This window comes from Deinococcus deserti VCD115 (assembly GCF_000020685.1).
GTDB classification, from domain to species: Bacteria; Deinococcota; Deinococci; order Deinococcales; family Deinococcaceae; genus Deinococcus; species Deinococcus deserti.
This window is the reverse complement of the sequence record NC_012526.1, coordinates 2,235,070-2,255,244: the sequence shown is the minus strand read 5'-3', so window position 1 is coordinate 2,255,244 and position 20,175 is coordinate 2,235,070. Positions and strand designations below refer to the sequence as shown.

The following is a 20,175-nucleotide window of genomic DNA, read 5'->3' as shown; positions in this document are numbered from 1 at the left end:
TCCGCCTCGGTGGGGCTGAGCGCCCTTACTCGTAACCGAGTTCGCGCAGGGCTTCCTCGTCCTCGCGCCAGCCGGGAATCACGATGACTTCCAGGCCTAAAAAGACCTTGCGGTCCAGGAACACTTCCAGCTGCTTGCGGGCAGCCTGACCAATCTCGCGCAGCTGCTTGCCGCCCGAGCCGATCACCATGCCCTTATGGGCGTTCTTTTCCACCACGATCTCGCCCTCGATGCGCTGCAGGCCGTCCTCACGCTCGGTCCAGCGGTTGACCCGCGTGGCCACGGCGTAGGGCAACTCCTCGCGCAGCTTCTTCATGGCTTCCTCGCGGATGATCTCGGCGGCCCATGTCTCGCGGCTCTGATCACTGGCCGCGCCACGCGGATAGAAGAACGGGTTTTCCGGCAGGATGTCCAGAATCTGCTCGCGCAGGGTGGCCACCTGCAGCGGGTTGTTCTGGGCAGAAAGCATGATCTCGCTGGTTTCCGCGCTGCGGCCCTCAAGCTGGGCGCGGTAGAGCTTCATGGCCTCATCCGGATACTTGGCGGCGTCGGTCTTGTTGCCGACCAGAAACAGTGGCTTGGGCAGCTCGCGCACCTGCCGGGCCACCAGCTCGTCCTCGTCGGTGGGGGGGTGACGCAGGTCCACCACCCAGATGATGACGTCCACGTCTGCCAGGGCGCTGTGCACCTCGTGGTTCATGTATTTGCCCAGGGCGTCTTTGGGCTTGTGCAGTCCCGGCGTATCCACAAAGACAATCTGATGGGTGTCGGTCGTGGAAATGCCGCGCACGCCCCGGCGCGTGGTCTGCGGGCGCGGACTGGTGGGTGCCACCTTGGTCCCCAGAAAACTGTTGAGCAGCGTGCTCTTGCCGACGTTCGGCTTGCCGACGATCGCTACAAACCCGGAGTGGGTCGTGGCGCCGTCGGAGGTCATGGAGGGGTCGCTCATGGTTGACATTCTCTCACGGAGTGGGCAGGGCTGCCCCCGTTTTCTGCACCTTTTGTGGGATTAGCGTTGGCACTATCAGGTCTCTGGGTAGACGGACCAGGCAGCGCACTGCTTCCCCGCTGCGCTGCGGGGCTGTGTGGGCTGCCTTCTGGTCTCAGTGCCTCGCCTGGGCAGTGACCACAAGACGCGCCAGCACTGCGCGGGGAAGCCGCCGCGGGAACACTGATCATGCCGAACCGGTCTGGGCGGCCCTGCAGGACCCGCAACTGCCTCGCTGTGCCTGTCACTGGGAAATGCACTGCCGGAGGCTTTGGGCACCCTCTGCAGTGGGCTGACACAGCTCGAAGACGTGACGTTGAATTCGTCGTGAATCCGGCGGTGGAACGTTTTCTTCCCGAATCCCGTACCCTGCACCATGAGCAAGCCCATCAGGTTCCAGACCGCCGAGGTCAAGGCCACTGTCAGCGATATGTTTGCGCAGAGCAGTGCCGTACTGGCCCGCCCCAGCCCAGCCACGTTCGAACGCTTCGAGCGTCGGGGTGGCACCCGTCAGGCTCTGGTTTATGTGGGTCTTGCCGCCGCAGTGTCAGCCATCATTGCCGCCGTCTTCGCCATCTTTCATACGGACGTCACAGTAATTGGACAGCTGGTTACCCGGCTGATCCTGATTCCAGCGCAGTTCCTGATCTTTACCGGCGCGGTGTATCTGATCGGCAGGAAGCTGTTTAAGGGCACCGGAACTTATCCTGAAGTGGCCTATACCTTCACGCTGTTTTTTGTGCCGCTCAGCATTCTGGGCACTCTGATTGGCATCGTTCCGGTCCTCGGCTGGCTGATCGGACTGCTGATCTCGCTGGTCATGGTGGCGTTCGGCTACGTTGCCGTGCAGTCAAGCATGAATCTGCGTGATCAGGGCAGCGCGGTCATGACGCTGGTGCTGGCGGGTATGGCGCACTGGCTGCTGGGCAGTGTGATGGGAGGCCTGCTGAAGACACTGTTCTACGGGCCCCAGTAGACCGCCGTCCAGAACCGGGCGCTGGTTAATTTGGCCGCACCCGGTTCTGCTTTTCGGCAGGAGTGGGTGTGAAGCCGGGATTACGTCCGGCTGCTGGGCTGGGCCGGTATGCTGCGCCACATGACGCAGAGTGCCGGCAAGACCATCAGCGCGGATGACCGCGCGCGACTTGATCAGATTTTTATGCAGGTTATTCTCGACGCCCAGGCCCAGGTGCAGGCCACCAAACCGGCCCAGTCGGGTAACCTTGCAGCCATGTTTCACCGTGAAAGCGTTACGGACGCGCTGCAGGGCTGCGCCATGCTGATCGCCGGCTGGAACGAGGGCCGCGTGGATGAGGCTGGCCTGACCCGCGCCGCGAAGGCCCTGCGCGCCCTGGAGATGGGGGATCTGGCCACGCGCCTGGAGCGTCTGCGCCAGATTGACGAGAGCTGAGCACAACAGAAGCTCGCGGGATGTGTGGCTGAACGTGGCTCTGGTGATCAGAGATACAGGCCCAGCTCTGGGAACATGAATCTGCTGCTCTGCAGCCAAGCAGCCTTTCTGTTGCCGCCTTTAGGACTGGGCCGCTGCGGCGCTTAGGGACGGTTAAGTTACCCCCGGCTAGACACTGCCGCCAGCTGCCCCCTACTCCGGCCATACACTGCCCATATGAAGCTTCGCAGCGCGTTTTTTTATTGGTTCGGGGTGCCCCGGGCCTAGCGTCGCGTTTCTCTGACCTTCAACGCCCGGTGCACCCCTCCAAGGAGGCCACCGGGCGGTTTTCGTTTCCCGCCAGACAGCATGCATCTCAACTTCAAGGAGTAGCCATGACCCGCCAGCCCGCCCCCAGCACCACCGAGAACCTGAACGTTACCGGATTTTCCCCACTGCCCACCCCCCGCGAACTCAAAAACCGACACCCGCTGACTCCGGAGGCGGAGCGCACGGTTCTGGCCGGACGCCGCGCGGCCCAGGCCATCCTGCATGGCCAGGATGACCGGCTGCTGGCTGTGGTGGGTCCGTGCAGCATTCATGATATGGACCAGGCGCTGGCCTACGCCCGCCGTCTGGCTGTGCTGCGCGAGCAGGTGGCTGACCGTGTGGAAGTCCAGATGCGGGTATACGTGGACAAACCACGCACCACGGTAGGCTGGCGGGGATTCCTGCTGGACCCTGACCTCAGCGGCGCCAACGACGTTGCGCGGGGCCTGGAGCGCACCCGCGAGTTGATGCTGCGGGTTTCAGAAATGGGCGTGCCCGTAGCTACTGAACTGCTCGACCCGTTTGCGCCGCAGTACCTGTTTGACACGGTCGCCTGGGCCTGCCTTGGCGCGCGGACCACCGAGTCCCAGACGCACCGCGCCATGGCCAGCGCCGTCAGCGCGCCGATGGGATTCAAGAACGGCACCGGCGGCGGGATCAGGCTGGCCGTGGACGCCATCGTGGCTGCCAGTCATGCCCACGCCTTTTTCACGGTAGACGACGATGGGCAGGCCTGCATCGTGCACACCCGCGGCAACCCCGACGGACACGTGATTCTCCGCGGAGGACGGGGCGGGCCCAACTATGCGCCACAGTTTGTGCGCGAAGCTGCCGACCTGATGAGCGCCGCCGGGCTCACACCAGCCGTTATGGTCGACTGCTCGCACGCCAACAGCGGCTCGGACCATACCCGGCAGTCGCTGGTGTGGCGCGATGTCCTGCAGCAGCGTCAGGCGGGCGTGAGCGCCATTCGCGGCGTCATGCTCGAAAGCAATGAGCACCCTGGCAAGCAGGCTATACCCGCAGATCTCAGCAATCTGCGCCCGGGCGTAAGTATCACAGACGCCTGCGTCGGCTGGAGCGAAACCGAAGCGCTGCTGCTTGAAGCTCACGCCGCACTTGAGCCTGCGGCTGTCATGCGCTAAGGGGACAGACGCTGAAACGATAGCCGCCGGGCAGGACCAGTGAGCTGAGGGAGAAGGCTTTCCCTCAGCTCAACATCTGGAGTTCGCCCAGTCCGGCCAGGAACTCGCGCTCGGGAAATTCCTCGGCGTCAAAGCCCCGGTCGCCCTCGGCAGGCGTGACACTCAGCGCCGCAAAATCAAACAGCTCGCGGTCAAGCAGGTGGCTGGGTGTGACGCGCGTCAGCGCACGCAGGATGTTGTTCAGACGCCCAGGGTGCTCGCGCTCCCAGGCCTCCAGCATCTCGCCGACCACGCGGCGCTGCAGGTTTTCCTGGGTGCCACACAGGTTGCACGGAATAATTGGGAACTCGCGGGCCTGGGCGTAGCGGATGATGTCACTTTCGGCCACATAGGCCAGGGGGCGGATCACCACGTTGGTCCCGTCGTCGCTTTGCAGCTTGGGCGGCATGGCCTTCAGGCGTGCACCGAAAAACAGGTTCATGAACATGGTTTCCAGGATGTCGTCGCGGTGGTGCCCCAGGGCGATCTTGGTAGCGCCGATCCTGCGGGCATGCGCGTACAGAATGCCCCGCCGCAGCCGGCTGCACAGCGCGCAGGTGGTCTTGCCCTCGGGCGTTTTTTCCTTGACCACGCTGTAGGTGTCCTGGGTCAGGATGTCGTGCCGCACGCCCATGCCGGTCAGGTAACGGGGGAGGACATCCTGGGGAAAGCCCGGCTGACCCTGGTCCAGATTCACCGCCACGATCTCGAAGCGGATGGGCGCCTTGCGCTGCAGGTGCAGCAGCACATCCAGCAGGGTGTAGCTGTCCTTGCCACCTGAGAGGCAGACCATGACGCGGTCACCTTCCTCGATCATGCGGTAATCGCCGATGGCCTGGCCCACCCCCTTCACGATCGGCTGGAAGAGGCGCGCGGTATCGGCGCTGGACGCGGAAGCAGAGGAAGACAGGGAGGCAGGCTGGGTCATGGGAAAAAACCGTGTCATGCTACCCGCTTTTGCTGCCGGACAAGTGTGGGCCGCGCTGTAAAGGGGCCAGGGTTGGTCAAAGCTCATGCTTATGGGGGACGTGGTGGAAGGCTGCCGTGGCGTAGGCTGGCCCGCATGTGGGCCTTCCCGCCTTCTCCTGACTCCGGGCACACGGTCCGGTCACATCAAAGCCCGGTAGAGTGGCGCTGATGTGGGTGTTTCGATTGTTTGGCGCATTGCTGGTGCTGGTCATCCTGGGGGTGGCCGGCCTCTGGGCCGCATGGGGGCAGAACCTTCCCAGCGTTTCGGACCTGGACGTGCTGGAATTCAGCGGACAGACCCGCGTGTACGACCGCACGGGTCAGCTGGTCGGGACCCTGACGCCCAGCCTCAGCAGCGGCAGCGGCGAGAACCGCAACCTGCTGAAGCTGGGCGAGATCAGCCCCTGGCTTCAGAAGGCCGTGGTGACCAGTGAGGACCGCCGCTTTTTCGAGCACCACGGGGTCGATTACATCGGCATCGCGCGCGGGCTGGTCAAGGGACTGCTGCGCAACGATCTGGAAGGCGGCTCAAGCATTACCCAGCAGGTCGTAAAAAACACCCTGCTTTCGGACCTTCAGGGTGCACGTACGCCCGAGCGCAAGTTCAAAGAAGCCCTGCTGGCCTACCAGATTGACCGCAGCTTCGACAAGAACAAGATTCTGAACTCCTACCTGAATGTCGTGTACTGGGGAGACGGTGGCCGCACCGATATCGTGGGGGCCGGAACGGCTGCTCACGCCTACTTCCGCAAGAACGCGGCGGACCTGAACCTGGCCGAGAGCGTCTACCTCGCGACCATCATTCCTGCTCCCAACCGACGCTACAAGGAATTCAAGGCCTACCGCCCCCTGATGAAGAGTCTGCTCGCGCGCATGGTCGAAGACGGACGTGTCACACAGGCTGAAGCTGACGCCGCCTGGAAAACCGAGATCTATCCGGCTGGCTGGCGCATCGGCTGGGGCCCGGACGGAACGGTGCGCACGGCCACTCTGGAACGCCCGGACCGGCTTCAGGAGAACATCAACATCATGGAAGCGCGGGGCGGAGAGAGCCGCTTCCGCTTTCAGCACTACCTGCAGGCTGTGGAAAAGGAACTGTTGCCGCTGATCGGCCGCAAGGCGCTCTATGGGGGCGGACAGATCTACACGGGCATGAGCCTGCAGGCCCAGCAGTCCGCCGAGCAGGCCAGCCGGCAGGCGAACAATCTGCCGGAAGGAGCGACCATGGGAATCGCGCTGGTCAGCCCGGTCAATGGTGAGGTGCTGGCCCTGGTCGGCCAGAAACTGACGGCGGGGCGGCCAAGTGACTGGAACAATGCGACTCAGGGTCGGCGGCAGGTAGGCAGCGCGATCAAGCCACTGCTGTATACGCTGGCGCTCCAGAACAAGTGGAAGCAGAGCGATACCGTTCTGGACGCTCCGATTGCCGGTGATTATCAGCCCATGAACTACGACCGCCGCTGGAGCGGACGCTACGTGACCATGCGCTTTGCGCTAGATCACAGCCTGAACCTGCCCACCGTGCGTATTGCCCAGGAGTTGGGGATCGAAGCCTTCGAGGACAAGCTGCGCGAGATGAACTTCACGGTTCCCAAGGACGCGGGCCTCAGCCTGAGCATCGGCACGCTGGAAGCCAGCCCCCTGCAGATGGCTTCGGCCTACGCGACTTTTGCCAACGGCGGGCTGTACTACGCACCTACGCTGGTGCGTAAAGCCCAGGATGCTCGCGGCAAACTGCTCTACACCCGCCCTGCTCCCAAGGCCAAGCGGATCTGGGATGCGCAGACTGCGTGGCTGGGGCTGGACATGATTCGTGGCGTGGTCAACGACCTGACCGAAGCCCAGGGCGGTCTGGCCACCCGCGCGAAGATTCCTGGCTGGGACGTCGGGGGTAAGACCGGAACGACCAACGAGATCAAGGATCTGTGGTTTGCCGGCGTGACCCCAACCATTGCTGGAGCAGTATGGGTCGGGAAGCAGGAAGGCGGCGCCATGCCCGATTGGGCCTACAGTGGAACCGTGCCCACACCTGTCTGGCAGCAGGCTGTTGCCGGAGCCCTGCAGGGCCAGCCGAAAGCCACCTTTCAGCAGCCGTCCGGGATTACCTACCGGGTGGTCCGTCAGGTCAATATGGCTTTCCGTGAAGCGGAGGCGGACACGGCCCCGGTGGCGCGCAATGGTGACCGCAGCACCGCGCAGGGCGGCGGGTTCTTCGGACGGCGGCAGAACAGCGCTCCGGCGCCTGAACCTGTCCCGGCGCCTGTAGAGCCTGAGGTCCTGGACCCGGAGCCGACCCCCAGCGAGCCTGTAGAACCAGCGCCGGTGGAGGAGACCGTACAGGAAATTCCTGCCGCGCTGCCAGCTGATCCTGAACCTCTTCCCGAGCCTTCGGCGTCCGACTTTCCGGCCCCCACACCTTCAGCGCCCGAGCCGGCGCAGCCGGAGCCCGCAGCTCCAGAAGCCGTCCCACCTCCAGAAGCGCCCCCAGTTCCCGTCGAGGATCCCAGCGGCACCGTGGAGTACGAGCCCGAGGAGCCGTTGCCTGAAGATGAGTCTTTTGGTGAACCGCCCTTCGACCCGGACAGCTCGGCGCCCCCTCTCGAGTAAAGCTGCCGAAGCCTGCAAAGAAGGCCCCCGTGCATACGGGGGCCTTCAGCCGGTATTGAGGTCAGCTCAGAGCAGCGTCAGTCGCGGCGGGGCGGACGCGGGCCACGGTCGCCTCCTCCACGGGGGGCACGCGGCTCACGCGGGGCGATCTTGCCTTCAAGTTCCGGACGGATCAGGTCGATCTTGCCGCGGTCATCGATGCCCGCGATCTTCACGCGCAGCTTGTCGCCCACGTTCAGGGCGTCTTCCACCGCGCTCAGGCGTTCCTCGCTGATCTGCGAGATGTGCAGCATGCCGTCCTGACCGGCGTAGAGGTTCACGAACGCACCAAACGGAGCGGTCTTGACCACCGTGCCCTCGTACTCCTCACCCACCTTGGCTTCCTTGGTCAGCCCGGCGATGCGGGCCCGCACAGCTTCGGCTGCGGCGCCGTCGGCACTGAACACACGGATGGTGCCGTCTTCCTCGATGGTCACCTGCGCGCCCATGGCCTCGAGTTCGCGGACCTGTTTGCCGCCCGGGCCAATGACCTTGCCGATCAGTTCGGGGTTGATCTTGATGCTGATAATGCGCGGCGCTGTGGGCGAAAGCTCGGGGCGTGGGCTGCTGAGCACCTCGGCCATCTTGCCCAGGATGTGCAGGCGGCCTTCCCGGGCCTGCGCGAGTGCCTCACGCATAACCTGTGGCGTGATGCCGCCGACCTTGATGTCCATCTGCAGGGCGGTGACGCCCTCGGCCGTACCGCACACCTTGAAGTCCATGTCGCCCAGTGCGTCTTCCAGGCCCAGGATGTCAGTCAGCACGCGGTATTTGTCGCCTTCCATGACCAGTCCCATCGCCACGCCGGCGACCGGGGCCTTGATCGGCACTCCGGCGTCCATCAGGGCGAGGACTCCGGCGCAGACCGTAGCCATGGAGGAACTGCCGTTGGATTCCAGCACCTCGCCCACCAGGCGGATCACGTAGGGAAATTCCTCAAAGGACGGCAGGACCGCGCGGATGGCGCGCTTGGCCAGATGGCCGTGCCCGATCTCGCGCCGCGACTGTCCGCCCATGCGCTTGACCTCTCCGGTGGAGTAGGGCGGGAAGTTGTAATGCAGCATGAACTTGTCGTTGTCCTCTGTGGTCAGGTCGTCCACCAGGATCTCGTCACGCTCGGTGCCCAGGGTTGCCACACCCAGCACCTGGGTTTCGCCGCGGGTAAAAATGGCGCTGCCGTGCGCGCGCGGCAGGGGGCGGGCCTCAATCCAGATCGGACGGACGGCGCGGCCGTTACGGCCGTCGGCGCGCAGGTCCTCTTCCAGAATCAACCGGCGCAGTTCCTGCTTCTCCACCTTGGCATAGGCGTCCTTGAGCGAGGCAATGCGTGCTGCGGCGCCTTCTGCGTTGGGGTCAGGCACGTAGCCTGCGATGATCGCGTCACGCACGGCTTTGGTGCGGGCGCTGCGCTCCTTTTTCTTCGTTGTCAGTAGAGCGTCGCGGATGCCTCCGGCGCGGGCCTTTTCAGCCAGTTCAGGAACCAGATCCTGGGTCAGGTCGCCCTCGGCCAGGAAGTTGAACTTCTCCTGGCCAACCTCGGCGCGCATGCGCTCGATCAGGTCAATGACGCCCTGCATCTCGGCATGGGCAAACTCGATGGCGCTGACCAGATCTTCCTCGGAGACGGTCTGCGCGCCGGCCTCGACCATCATGACGGCGTCGCGGGTCCCGGCCACGACCAGATCCATGCGGCTTCTCGTAAGCTGATCGGCGGTGGGGTTGACGATGAACTGTCCGTCCACCTGACCCACACGCACGCAGGCGGTGGGGCCTCCCCAGGGGATGTCGCTGATGCTCAGTGCCGCTGATGCACCGATAGGCCCGAGCACGTCAGGGGCATTCTGCTGATCAGCCGAGAGCACCGTGATAATCACCTGCGTTTCATGGCGGTAGCCCTTGGGAAACAGCGGGCGAAGCTGGCGGTCGGTGATACGCGCCGAGAGGATGGCCTTCTCGCCGGGGCGGCCCTCACGGCGGTGGAACGATCCGGGGATCTTCCCGACAGCGTAATGGCGTTCTTCGAATTCCACTGTGAGTGGCAGAAAGTCCAGAGGACTTTTCTCTTCGCGGGCCTGCGCGGTGACCAGCAGCATGGTGTCGCCGTATCGCAGGGTGACGCTGCCACTGACCAGCTTGGCCAGCCGGCCGGTCTCGATACTGAGTTCACGTCCGCCCAGCATCGTGGTGTAGGTCTTTCCAATCATAGGAGGCAGTCTATACCCGCAGGCAGAATCAGGAATGCGTCTGGGGAACCTGTGCCTGCAGGTTCACATCAAGGCAGACATGACTGCTGTCGAGTTTTCTTCAATGCCTCTCTATTTTTATCCCGCGGGGGCCGCTGGTCCCTGCTGATGCTGGGTGGGTTTCTGTCCGCCGCAGCGGTTCTGGCAGGCGAGCCTATGAATGGTGTTTTAGAAGTTGTCGCGCTAATAGCGTCGGCATACAGCTGGCGGCGTCCAATGCACTAAGGACATCTCCCGATGTCATCGGGAGAGATGAGGGTATCCATCTGCTCCGTGACCATCCCGCCGGGAAGCCTAGAACACCCCAATGAACTCGACCGGCTCGCTGGCACCACTCGATGCAGGATGTACCGGGCCCTTTTCCGCCGGGTGTCCACAGGCCCTCCCAGTGCGCTTATTTGCAGATGCGCATTGGGAAAAATCCCGCACTCTTTCTGACGTCGTATATAGGTCACATTGGGCCCTCCCGGGCCCTGAAAGCCGGTACACTGCCCCCACCATGCAAACCAAGCTCAGCCGGCAGGGCCTGACGGCCCTCGTGACCGCCCTCCTTCTCGGCGCCTGTGGACAGCAGGTCAGTCAGGACACGTCACTGAGTGCTCAGGGAGGCAACGGCAAACCCACGACCGGCCAGTCCACCGCCGCCGCACGGGTCTTTCTGCCCAACCCGGTGCAGAGCAGCGGAAATCAGACGCTCGTCGACGATGGAGACAGCGCCAGCGCCGTTCCTGCCAGCGCCTATTACAACGTCACACTGAGTGAACGTGACGGCAGCGGCTACCTGAGTGGTAAGTGGGCCAAGGTGATCAACGAGACCGGCACGCCGGTATACGGCACCGGACCGTTTCACTTCACCCGTGACCAGGACGGCTTCGAGCAGGTGATGGCCTATTTCTGGGTAACTGAGGCGCAGAAGTACCTGCAGACCCTGGGTTTCGGCAGTGAGCTGAAGCCGGTCAACATGCAGCAGCAGCTGATCAAGGTCAGCCAGTACGGCGTGGACAACAGCTACATGTGGGACAAGCACAACTGGCTGCGCCTGGGCAAGGGTGGTGTGGACGACGCCGAGGACGGTGAGGTGATCGTTCACGAGTACGGTCACGCGGTGCATGCTGCGCAGGTGCCGGGTTTTGGCAGCAGCCTGGAGGCCGGTGCCATTGGCGAGGCGTTTGGGGATTATCTGGCCATGACCGTCGGATACGCCGTTTCCACGGCGAATGGCGCTCCAGTCAGGGCGCCGCTGGGCTGCATCATGGACTGGGACGCGGTCAGCTACACCAGCACTGAACCGCACTGCCTGCGCCGCATCGACACCAACAAGCACTACCCCGAGGACCTGCGGGGACAGGTTCATGCTGACGGCATGATCTGGTCGCGTGCGCTCTGGGATATCTGGAATGCTCTGGGCGCGCGCACAGCCGACCGCATTGTCATCAACGCGCAGTTTGGCTTCGCGCCCGATACCAGCTTTGCCGCCGCCGCCGAGCAGACAGTCAGGACCGCGCAGGCCATGTACGGCAGGCAGGCGGCCGCCACCGTGAAGAAAGCTTTTGTCGACCGTGGCATCCTTCAGTAACGCCACGCCCGATGATATGAACAGTTTCCAGCAGCTGGCGCTGGAACTGGGCGCTGAGTTGCTGGATGCCCAGCGGCTGGCCGGAGGGGTGTCTGCCCGGGTTACTGCCCTGGATGTCCGTCAGAAGGGCCACTGCCGGAGGCTGGTTGTTCGGGAGTATGGCCGCCAGGATCTGATCCGCGCTCCTGACCTCGCGGTGCGCGAATTTCAGCTGCTGGAGGAGCTGTACCGCGCCGGGCTTCCCGTCCCCACTCCGGTACATCATCGGCCGGGCCTCCTGGTGACCACCTTCCTGGAGGGCCAAAATGGGGCCACGGCCCTGGCTGACCCCAGGCAGCTGGCCAGGTTCCTGGTCCGGTTGCATGCGCTGGACCCGGCGGGAATGGGGTTGCCACTGCTGTCTGGACCCTGCCCGGCACCTGCCGCGCCAGACGAGTCCTTGTCCGAGAGCCGGATCCGAAGTGCCCTGCATGATTTGAACCAGGGTGAGCCGGGCCGCCTTTCGGTGCTGCACGGCGACCTCTGGCCAGGGAATACGCTGTGGCAGGCTGGGCAGCTCTCCGCCGTCCTGGACTGGGAAGACGCCGCAGTGGGTGACCCGCTGGCGGATGTGGGCAATACCCGCCTGGAACTGCTGTTCTCTGAGGGCGAGGCAGCCATGCAGGCCTTTACCCGCGAGTATGGAAAGTACGGTGACCTTGACCTGGACCGGCTGCGTTATTGGGACCTGCGGGCGGCGCTGCGGCCCTGTGGCCGGCTGGCCAGCTGGGGGCTGGAGCCCGCAGTGCAGGCACACTGGGAGCGTCGTCACGCCTGGTTTATCCATCAGGCCGGAGCCTGAACGCCAGCTGCCGCTGGGATGCGACTGATCCCTATTGCGTGACCTGCGCCAGTGCGGCAGCTACCGGAGGTCACCCACGTCTCTGCCGCTGGCTGCTGTTCGCCCCGAGCGACCGCCCTCAAAGGTGAAGAGTGGCCCTGCCGCTTCCCGGTCGCTCCCCGTAGACTTGCGGGCATGACGCGTGAAGTGCTGCTGACCTGCCCGCTGGACTGCCCGGATGCCTGCCGACTGAAAATTACGGTGGCGCCGGTGGAAGATGCCAGAACCGGACAGGTGACCGAGCAGATGGTGAAGCTGACGGGTGACGCCGCGCATCCCATTACCCGGGGCTTTGCCTGCGTCAAGACTGTGCACTATCCGGCGCGTGCCAATCACCCCGAGCGTCCCCTGTATCCAATGCGGCGCGTGAATGCCAAGACCGAGCCCGAGCCGGTGTTCGAGCGCGTGAGCTGGGCCGAAGCGCTGGACGACATTGCCGCCCGCCTGCGGGCGCTGCTCGACTCGCGCGGCCCACAGAGCGTGCTGCGCTACAACTACGCCGGCACCATGGGCCTGATGGAAGGCACCCATGTGCACGCCTTGTTCCGTGCCCTGGGCACGCCTGAACTCGACGAGACCATCTGCGCGACTGCCGGCACCGAGGCCTGGAGCATGGGCTACGGCACGCGCTACTCGGTGGACCCACCGGACATTGCGCACGCCCGGCTGATCGTCCTGTGGGGCATCAACAGCCTGTCGACCAACAGTCACCTCACGCCTCACCTGACGGCAGCGCGCAAAAGCGGCGCACGCATCGTGTGTGTGGACCCGTACCGCAACCGCACGGCTGCCTTTGCCGACGAGCACCTGAAAATCCGTCCCGGAACCGACGCGGCGCTGGCGCTGGGGGTCATGCACGAACTGTTCGCGCACGGCTGGACCGATGAGGCCTACATTGCCGAGGCCACCACCGGCGTGGAGGACCTGCGGGCTGCCGCTGCCGAATGGACCCCGGAGCGCACCGCCCAGGTCACGGGACTGGAGGCCGAGCAGGTTCGTGCTTTCGCCCGCGCAATCGGCACGACGCGCCCCAGCTACTTCCGGGTGGGGTACGGCATGACGCGTCACGAGTCCGGCGGCACCAACCTGCGCGCGGTCACCCTGCTGCCTGCACTGACCGGGGACTGGCGCCTGCGTGGCGGGGGCTGCAGCCTGAGTGCCAGCGGGGCCTTCAAGCTCAACCGCGCGCAGCTGGGAGCCGCACATCTGATCCGCCCCGACACGCCACATGTCAACATGAATGAACTGGCCGGTGCCCTGCGCCCTGAAGCTGGCCTGGGCGCCCTGGTCGTGTACAACACCAACCCGGCGGTGGTGGCCCCCGACGCTGGCCGGGTGCGTGCCGGCCTGCAGCGCGAGGACCTCCTGGTGGTGGTGCTGGAGCAGGCCATGACCGAAACGGCCCGGTTGGCCGATTATGTGCTGCCGGCCACCACCTTTGCCGAACACGCTGACCTGTACACCAGCTACGGCCATCATTTCCTGGGCTACAACCCGGCGGCGCTGGAAGCGCCGGGAGAGGCCCGGCCCAACTCCTGGGTCATGCAGGAACTTGCCCGCCGCCTGGGAGTGACCGAGCCCAGCGTGTACTGGACGGTGGACGAACTGATCACGGCCCTGCTGGAAACGGATCACCCGCATCTGGCTGGCATCACGCTGGAACGGCTCAAGGCAGAAGGGAGTGTCCGCCTCAACCTACCTGAAGAATTCCTGCCGTATGCGAACGGCGCGGAAACACCAAGCGGCAGGGTGCAGCTCTCGCCGGCGCCCCAGCACCGTGAGGCCAGGGCAACCCTGAATGACGAGTACCCGGTGCGCCTGCTCACGCCGCCCGCGCATCATTTCCTGAACAGCACCTATGGCGTGCTGGAGAATCTGAACCGCGCTGAGGGCAGCGAGCCTCACGTGCTGGTTCATCCGGACGATGCCGCGCGTTCCGGCCTGAACGACGGCACCTACGCGTGGCTGCAAAGTGAAGTGGGGCAGGTGCGCCGCCGCGTCAAGGTCACCGACGTGACCCAGCCCGGCACCGCCGTGGTGGAAGGCACGTGGTGGGGTCTGTCCGCGCCGGACGGTACGAGCATCAACGAGCTGACCGCGCAGACCCTGACGGACCTGGGCGGCGGCAGCACGTTCCACAACACCCGGGTCCGGCTTAGCCCGGTGTGAAGGAGCCTACGTGACAGGGCTTGAGTTTTTCCTGCGGGCTGCGATACGGGCCCGGCCTTCGTCACTGATGGCTCCGGCGCGTGTGAGTGACTTGATAAATCCGACTCGCCGCAGGCGCAACGCCGTCCAGTCTTCGTCAATGGCAACCTGACGTACCGGCTCAAAGCCATGTTCACCAAAGGCAGCCCAGCCTGAGTCGCGGTTGAACTCGCACCGATAACGCTTTGAGGTACTTTTGGGGTAGGCCACCCAAATTACCGCGTCCCCATGCGTCTGCCGGGCGCATTGCTGTGCGAAGGTACCAAGTTCCGCTTGGGTCGTAGCAAAGGTCATCAGAAACGTTGGCTGTTCGTTGGGGCGCAACTCGGTGAAAATAGTGGCCGATGCCTGCATGGTCTGCATTGCCGGGTGGAAACTCTCCGGAGCATTCAGGACATGCAGCTTTGGGTGGCCGGCAGCATGCAGTTTCGTGAACACAGGGTGCATGGGGAGCTTCAGCCGTCCAGCATGGCTTTCCAGCCGGCCATGTCCTCGCCCACAGTCAGCACCTTGCCAGCGCGAACCAGCGGGAGTTTAAGCAGTTCGGGCGTCTCGATGACCTTTGCGATCACGCTGTCCTCAGTCGTGCGCAGGTAGGCGAGATTGCTCTGGGCATAGGCCTTGCCGTCCAGGTCAAGCAGGGCATTCAGGCCAAATTTCTGCACGAAGCGCGCCAGTTCGCCCTTGGCAATGGGCCGCTCCTTGAGATCCACCATATGAATCTTGACCTTCCGCTCTTTGAAGAAGCGCTCGGCGGCCCGGGTCGCCGCACTTTTCTTGACCCCGAAGATCTGCACTTGCAGGTCGCTCATGCCGCGAGTGTAGCGGGAGAATCTGTCTGAAAGCTGCCTTCACACCTCTGATCATTTACTTGCTTTGCAAAGCAAATAGTTATAGAATGCTTTCAGAACGAGAGGAGGCCTCAATGCTGAGCCTGACCCCCACAGAGCTGCTCGCCTGGCGCGGATTCCTGCATGCTCACGACACCCTCTGGAAGGCGCTGGACGCAGAACTGACTGCCGATGAGCTGAACCTGCCGGCCTACGAACTGCTGACCACGCTGCAGGAGGCTGGCCCTGACGGACTCCGCATGACTGAACTGGCCCGCCGAGTGCGCTTCAGCGGGGGAGGCCTGACGCGTCTGGCGGACAAGCTGCAGGCCCAGGGCCTGATCGAGCGCCGGCGCTGCGCGACCGATGGCCGCGGCTGGGAGGCGGCCCTGACCGAGCAGGGTGTCAAGAAGCTGCGACGCGTGCATGTTCGTCATCTGCGGGCCGTCCGCGCCCGATTTCTGGACCGCCTGACCCCGGCGGAAACCGAACTGCTGGCTGGTCTGTGGCCCCGTTTTCAGGAGGAAGATCAATGAACACCACTCCGCACGGCCTGCACCACGTGAGTGCCCTCAGCGCCGAGATCGCCCGAAATCATGACTTCTATACCCGGGTGCTGGGCCTGAGACTGGTCAAGAAGACAGTCAATCAGGACTCGCCCGGCATGTATCACCTGTTCTATGCCGACGGGGCGGGCAGTGCTGGAACCGACATGACCTTCTTCGACTTCCCGCGCGCCGCCCCCGAGCACCGCGGCAACGACTCGATTACGCTGACCACCTTCCGGGTGACCGGTGAGCCTGCCCTGAACTTCTGGGCACAGCGCCTCACGGCCCTTGGTGTGGCGCACAGCGGGGTAACCTGGGTTGACGGGAGCGCGCACCTGTTCTTCGAGGACGTGGACAGCACGCGTCTGGCCCTGGTGGATGACAGGGGAGCAGGCCCGCGCGCGCAGCCAAACCCACTGACCGATGTTCCGGTCGAACACCAGATTCAGGGCCTGGGCTACAGCGGTTTTACGGTCGCAGATCTGGCGCCGACCCGCACCTTCCTGGAACAGGGCCTCAACCTGCTTGCGGTCCGCACGTACCCCACCGAAGGTTTCACGACGCACGTGTTTCAGATGACGCCAGCGGAGGGAGAGAGTGCCGGGCCGCATACTGAACTGCACGTCACCGAGCGTCAGGACCTGCCGCGCAGCCGTCCTGGTGCGGGAAGTGTTCATCATGTCGCCCTGCGATTGCGGGACAGTGACGTGCTGGGCTGGCTGCTGCATCTGGAGCAGGCCGGGTACGGCAACAGTGGCCGGGTAGACCGCTACTACTTTCAGTCCATCTATATCCGCGACCCCAATGGTCTGGTGATTGAACTGGCCACCGACGGCCCCGGCTTTGCCACGGACGAGGCTCCCGAGGAACTGGGCCAGCGGCTGGCCCTTCCGCCCTTCCTGGAGTCCCGCCGCGCCACCATCGAAGCTCACCTGCGTCCGCTGACCCTCAGCAAAGGAGACCCCGCATGACCAGCCTGAACCTCACCGGAATTCACCACCTGACGGCCGTATCTGCCGACATCCGCGAAAACAAGCGCTTCTACACCCAGGATCTGGGCATGCGGCTGGTCAAACGCAGCGTAAACCAGGACGATGTCAGCGCCTACCACCTGTTCTATGCCGACGCGGTCGGCACGCCCGGCACCGACCTGACCTTCTTCGACTGGCCGGTACCGCGTGAGCGGCGTGGCAATCACACCGTGACGCGCACGGCCCTGCGTGTGCGCGACGCAGCCAGCCTGAGCTACTGGCACGAGCGACTCGCGGCCCTGAAGGTGCCTCACGGCGAGATCATAGAGCGCGACGGCCGGGCGACCCTGGACTTCGAGGACCATGAGGGGCAACGTCTGGCGCTGGTCGAAGATGGTGGTGCCGGAGACGCGCCCGTTCCCTGGGACGCCAGTCCGGTACCGGCCGAGCATCAGATCCGTGGTCTGGGACCCATCACCATGACGGTGCCTAATCTGCGCAATACCGACCTGGTGCTGCAGCGCGTCATGAACCTGCGCCCGGTCCGGCAGTACCCGGATCCGGAGAGCCCTGCCCATACCGTGCACGTGTACGAGATGGGAGACGGCGGCCCTCACGCCGAGTTGCACGTGGCGGTACGTCCCGACCTTCCCCCGGCCCATCCCGGCGCCGGCGGCGTGCACCACGTCGCCTTCCGGACGCCGACCGAGGAGCAGTACCACGCCTGGACCGAGCACTTCCGTCACTTCGGGCTGCAGACCAGCGGCGAGGTGGACCGATACTACTTCCGCAGTCTGTACTTCCGGGAGCCGAACGGCATCCTCTATGAGATCGCCACCGACGGCCCTGGCTTCGGAGTGGACGAGGACATGACCACCCTGGGCGAGAAAGTGATCCTGCCGCCCCGGTTCGAGGCGCGCCGTGAGCAGATTGTTGCCGGACTCAAACCCATCGACTGAGGTGCAGGCATGACTGATCTGAAGTGGATTCACCACCTGGAACGCGGCAGCGGCAACCTGACCGTGCTGTTGCTGCACGGCACCGGCGGCAATGAAACCCAGTTGCTGTCGCTGGGCCGGCAGGTGGCGCCGGACGCTCACCTGCTGGGCGTGCGGGGCCGCTCGCTGGACGAAGGATTCCCCCGTTATTTCCGCCGGTTCTCGGCGACCCGTTACGATCAGGCGCAGATTCTCAGCGAGGCTCAGGCCCTGTCACAGTTCGTGCAGGAAGCTTCGCAGGAGTACGGTCTTGACCCCGGCCGGGTGGTTGCCCTGGGTTATAGCAACGGCGCCAACATTGCCCTGGCTACGCTGGCCACCCAGTCGCAGACTTTCCGGGGAGCCGCGCTGCTGCGCCCGGTGATGCCGCTGGACGAGCCGCCCGCAGCTGACCTGAGCGGCGTGGCCGCCCTGGTGCTGCACGGGGCCCATGACCCGTACGCTGCCCACGCGGGGGGCGTGACGCCCTACCTGAAGGGAGCCGGCGCCCAGGTTCAGCAGCACCTGCTGAATGCCGGACACGAACTGACTGGTGAGGACGTGCACCTGACGGCAGCGTGGCTGAGGCAGTTCAGCTAAACGGCAAACAGGGCCACCGGAGCGTATTGCCCCGGTGGCCCTGTTTGCACTTCTCCTAGTTCACGAACAGACCCAGGTCCCCGTCTCCGCCGCTGACCGGCAGCCCAAGGTGGTCGTAGGCGTGCGCCGTGGCCACCCGTCCGCGCGGAGTGCGCTTGATGAAGCCCAGCTGGATCAGGTAGGGCTCGTACACGTCTTCCAGCGTCAGGGCGTCCTCGCTGATGGCTGTCGCCAGGGTATCCACGCCCACCGGACCACCCGCGAAACGATGAATCAGGGTTTCGAGGTATTTCTTGTCGCGGTCATCCAGACCCGCCGCATCCAGGCCCTGCTTGTCCAGCGCGTCATGGGCACGCTCCAGGCTGATCACGGTTTCGCCGGCCACATCGGCATAGTCACGCACGCGCCGCAGCAGGCGCTTGGCAATACGCATGGTGCCGCGGCTGCGTGCCCCGATTTCCAGGGCGGCGTCTTCTTCCAGGCCGAAACCCAGCAGGCGGGCGTCGCGCAGCAGGTTGGTGCCGATCTCCTCGGCGGTGTAGTACTCCAGGTGCTCAATGATCCCGAAGCGGCTGCGCATAGGCGCCGTAATCAGCCCGGGGCGGGTCGTTGCGCCCACCAGCGTGAAGCGCGGCAGCGGCAGCTCAATGGTGCGGGCGGCGGGCCCCTGGCCCAGCACGATGTCCAGCTTGAAATCTTCCATCGCTGGGTACAGATGCTCTTCAGCCACGCGCCCCAGGCGGTGAATTTCGTCGATAAACAGCACGTCGCCTTCTTCCAGGCTGTTGGTCAGAATGGCAGCGAGGTCCCCCGGCTTCTCAATCGCTGGGCCTGACGTGACGCGGATATTGACGCCCAGCTCGGCGGCGATGATGTGGGCCAGGGTGGTCTTGCCCAGCCCTGGGGGGCCAAACAGCAGCGTGTGGTCCAGCGCCTCCCGCCGGCCCTTGGCGGCTTGCAGATAGACCCCAAGCTTGTCCTTCAGCTTTTCCTGCCCCACATACTCTGTCAGGGTTTTCGGACGCAGGGCGGCGTCCAGATGGGTAGCGGGATCAGTCATAGGCCCATCATACCCGGACTTCGCTTAAAACGGAACAGCAGACGGGGTTCGTGGTTTGACAGAATGCAGCCTTCAGGAATGCGGGATGCTCAGTTGGCGTACTGACGCACCAGCTGAGGCAGGTCACGCTCCAGCACGCCTCCGATCACGTCGGCATTGCCGTAGACCCGCACGAAACGGCCCTGGCCATCCACCACACTGACCTGGTCGCCGTGCAGTCTCGCAGCTTCGCGCGCTGTGGCTCCCGCCTGCTGCGCATTGTCAGCGCCGCTTCCTGAGGCCTCCGGCGTGTCCTGATGACTGCTGTGGTCACGGGCGGGCAGCGGCCTGACATTGGTCACGAACATCTGCCGCGCCGCCTCGTCGATGGTTTCGGCTTTTCCGGTCAGCCCACTGAAAGATGGATTGAACCCGGCCAGGTAGCGCTGCACGACCGCAGGTGTATCGTGCTCCGGGTCGACCGTGATGAACTGCACCAGTACGCGTTTACGCAGCTCCGGGCTGAGGGTGTCGTAGGTGGTCTTCAGACTCGTCAGTGTGGCCGGACACACGTCCGGGCAGCGCACGAAGCCGTAAAACACCAGCCGGACCCGGCCGTCACTCTCATTGAGGCGGGTGGGTTGGCCGCGTTCACTGGTCAGCTTCAGCGCGGGCAACGGCTTAGGGGCACCCAGAGCGTCTCCTCCCAGTGGGGCAGGCGAAAGTGTCCGGAACAGCAACAGGCCCCCCAGCACGGCAGCGATGGTCAGGAGGGCGGCGGTCAACCACTTCATGA

General features: G+C 64.5%; 18 protein-coding genes. 11 read left to right on the top strand and 7 right to left on the bottom strand.

Features of this window, described 5'->3' with window-relative positions; all coding sequences use genetic code 11:
- Positions 1–25 precede the first annotated feature (25 nt).
- On the bottom strand, positions 26–949 hold the full coding sequence (era, locus tag DEIDE_RS10630; protein ID WP_012693960.1) for a GTPase Era: 924 nt from the start codon (positions 947–949) through the stop codon (positions 26–28).
- 415 nt (positions 950–1,364) lie between these two features.
- On the opposite strand from era, the gene DEIDE_RS10625 reads away from it, so the two are divergent.
- From DEIDE_RS10625 to DEIDE_RS10615, 3 genes are all read left to right on the top strand, one after another.
- Positions 1,365–1,964, top strand: a complete 600-nt coding sequence (locus DEIDE_RS10625; RefSeq protein WP_012693959.1) for a YIP1 family protein — start codon at positions 1,365–1,367, stop codon at positions 1,962–1,964.
- A 120-nt stretch (positions 1,965–2,084) separates the two neighbouring features.
- Entirely contained in the window at positions 2,085–2,399 is a 315-nt protein-coding gene (locus DEIDE_RS10620; protein WP_041227583.1) for a hypothetical protein, read from the top strand.
- A 374-nt stretch (positions 2,400–2,773) separates the two neighbouring features.
- The gene (locus tag DEIDE_RS10615) at positions 2,774–3,853 is read left to right on the top strand and encodes a 3-deoxy-7-phosphoheptulonate synthase (protein ID WP_012693957.1); all 1,080 of its coding nucleotides are present in this window, start codon (positions 2,774–2,776) and stop codon (positions 3,851–3,853) included.
- A gap of 64 nt (positions 3,854–3,917) precedes the next feature.
- Here the strand turns inward: DEIDE_RS10615 and ttcA are convergent, their stop codons facing one another.
- Positions 3,918–4,820, bottom strand: coding sequence for a tRNA 2-thiocytidine(32) synthetase TtcA (ttcA, locus tag DEIDE_RS10610; protein WP_012693956.1), 903 nt, complete (start codon positions 4,818–4,820; stop codon positions 3,918–3,920).
- A 209-nt stretch (positions 4,821–5,029) separates the two neighbouring features.
- Between ttcA and DEIDE_RS10605 the strand changes: the two genes are divergently transcribed.
- Positions 5,030–7,468 carry a transglycosylase domain-containing protein gene (locus DEIDE_RS10605; protein WP_041227582.1) on the top strand — a complete coding sequence of 813 codons (2,439 nt, stop codon included), beginning with the start codon at positions 5,030–5,032 and terminating at the stop codon, positions 7,466–7,468.
- Between the two features lie 77 nt (positions 7,469–7,545).
- Here DEIDE_RS10605 and pnp read toward each other — a convergent pair whose 3' ends face one another.
- On the bottom strand, positions 7,546–9,711 hold the full coding sequence (gene pnp / locus DEIDE_RS10600; protein WP_012693954.1) for a polyribonucleotide nucleotidyltransferase: 2,166 nt from the start codon (positions 9,709–9,711) through the stop codon (positions 7,546–7,548).
- A gap of 538 nt (positions 9,712–10,249) precedes the next feature.
- Between pnp and DEIDE_RS10595 the strand changes: the two genes are divergently transcribed.
- The 3 genes from DEIDE_RS10595 (at position 10,250) to DEIDE_RS10585 (ending at position 14,375) form a co-directional block, all read left to right on the top strand.
- The gene (locus DEIDE_RS10595) at positions 10,250–11,326 is read left to right on the top strand and encodes a M4 family metallopeptidase (RefSeq protein ID WP_012693953.1); all 1,077 of its coding nucleotides are present in this window, start codon (positions 10,250–10,252) and stop codon (positions 11,324–11,326) included.
- 16 nt (positions 11,327–11,342) lie between these two features.
- A complete protein-coding gene (locus DEIDE_RS10590) occupies positions 11,343–12,167 on the top strand; it encodes a phosphotransferase family protein (protein ID WP_049760470.1) in 825 nt (274 codons plus the stop codon).
- Positions 12,168–12,341: 174 nt separating this feature from the next.
- Complete coding sequence (locus DEIDE_RS10585; protein ID WP_012693951.1) at positions 12,342–14,375, top strand: molybdopterin oxidoreductase family protein; 2,034 nt, start codon at positions 12,342–12,344, stop codon at positions 14,373–14,375.
- Positions 14,376–14,381: 6 nt separating this feature from the next.
- On the opposite strand, the gene DEIDE_RS10580 is transcribed toward DEIDE_RS10585, so the two are convergent.
- A complete protein-coding gene (locus tag DEIDE_RS10580) occupies positions 14,382–14,861 on the bottom strand; it encodes a hypothetical protein (RefSeq protein ID WP_012693950.1) in 480 nt (159 codons plus the stop codon).
- 8 nt (positions 14,862–14,869) lie between these two features.
- Positions 14,870–15,226, bottom strand: coding sequence for an ArsC/Spx/MgsR family protein (locus DEIDE_RS10575; RefSeq protein WP_012693949.1), 357 nt, complete (start codon positions 15,224–15,226; stop codon positions 14,870–14,872).
- Positions 15,227–15,339: 113 nt separating this feature from the next.
- On the opposite strand from DEIDE_RS10575, the gene DEIDE_RS10570 reads away from it, so the two are divergent.
- Genes DEIDE_RS10570 through DEIDE_RS10555 form a run of 4 tightly spaced genes read left to right on the top strand, consistent with a single transcriptional unit; the run spans position 15,340 to position 18,340 of the window.
- Positions 15,340–15,780: a MarR family winged helix-turn-helix transcriptional regulator gene (locus tag DEIDE_RS10570; RefSeq protein ID WP_012693948.1), complete on the top strand. Its 441-nt coding sequence runs from the start codon at positions 15,340–15,342 to the stop codon at positions 15,778–15,780.
- Entirely contained in the window at positions 15,777–16,763 is a 987-nt protein-coding gene (locus tag DEIDE_RS10565; protein WP_012693947.1) for a VOC family protein, read from the top strand. Before DEIDE_RS10570 ends, DEIDE_RS10565 begins: the two co-directional genes overlap by 4 nt.
- Complete coding sequence (locus DEIDE_RS10560) at positions 16,760–17,722, top strand: ring-cleaving dioxygenase (protein ID WP_012693946.1); 963 nt, start codon at positions 16,760–16,762, stop codon at positions 17,720–17,722. The genes DEIDE_RS10565 and DEIDE_RS10560 overlap by 4 nt, the downstream gene beginning before the upstream one ends.
- Positions 17,723–17,731: 9 nt before the next feature.
- Positions 17,732–18,340, top strand: a complete 609-nt coding sequence (locus DEIDE_RS10555; RefSeq protein WP_012693945.1) for an alpha/beta hydrolase — start codon at positions 17,732–17,734, stop codon at positions 18,338–18,340.
- Between the two features lie 55 nt (positions 18,341–18,395).
- Here DEIDE_RS10555 and ruvB read toward each other — a convergent pair whose 3' ends face one another.
- Both ruvB and DEIDE_RS10545 read right to left on the bottom strand, forming a co-directional pair.
- Positions 18,396–19,400 (bottom strand): Holliday junction branch migration DNA helicase RuvB, encoded by a 1,005-nt coding sequence (gene ruvB, locus DEIDE_RS10550; RefSeq protein WP_012693944.1) that lies wholly within the window; start codon positions 19,398–19,400, stop codon positions 18,396–18,398.
- 89 nt (positions 19,401–19,489) lie between these two features.
- Positions 19,490–20,173, bottom strand: a complete 684-nt coding sequence (locus tag DEIDE_RS10545; RefSeq protein WP_012693943.1) for an SCO family protein — start codon at positions 20,171–20,173, stop codon at positions 19,490–19,492.
- Positions 20,174–20,175 lie beyond the last annotated feature (2 nt).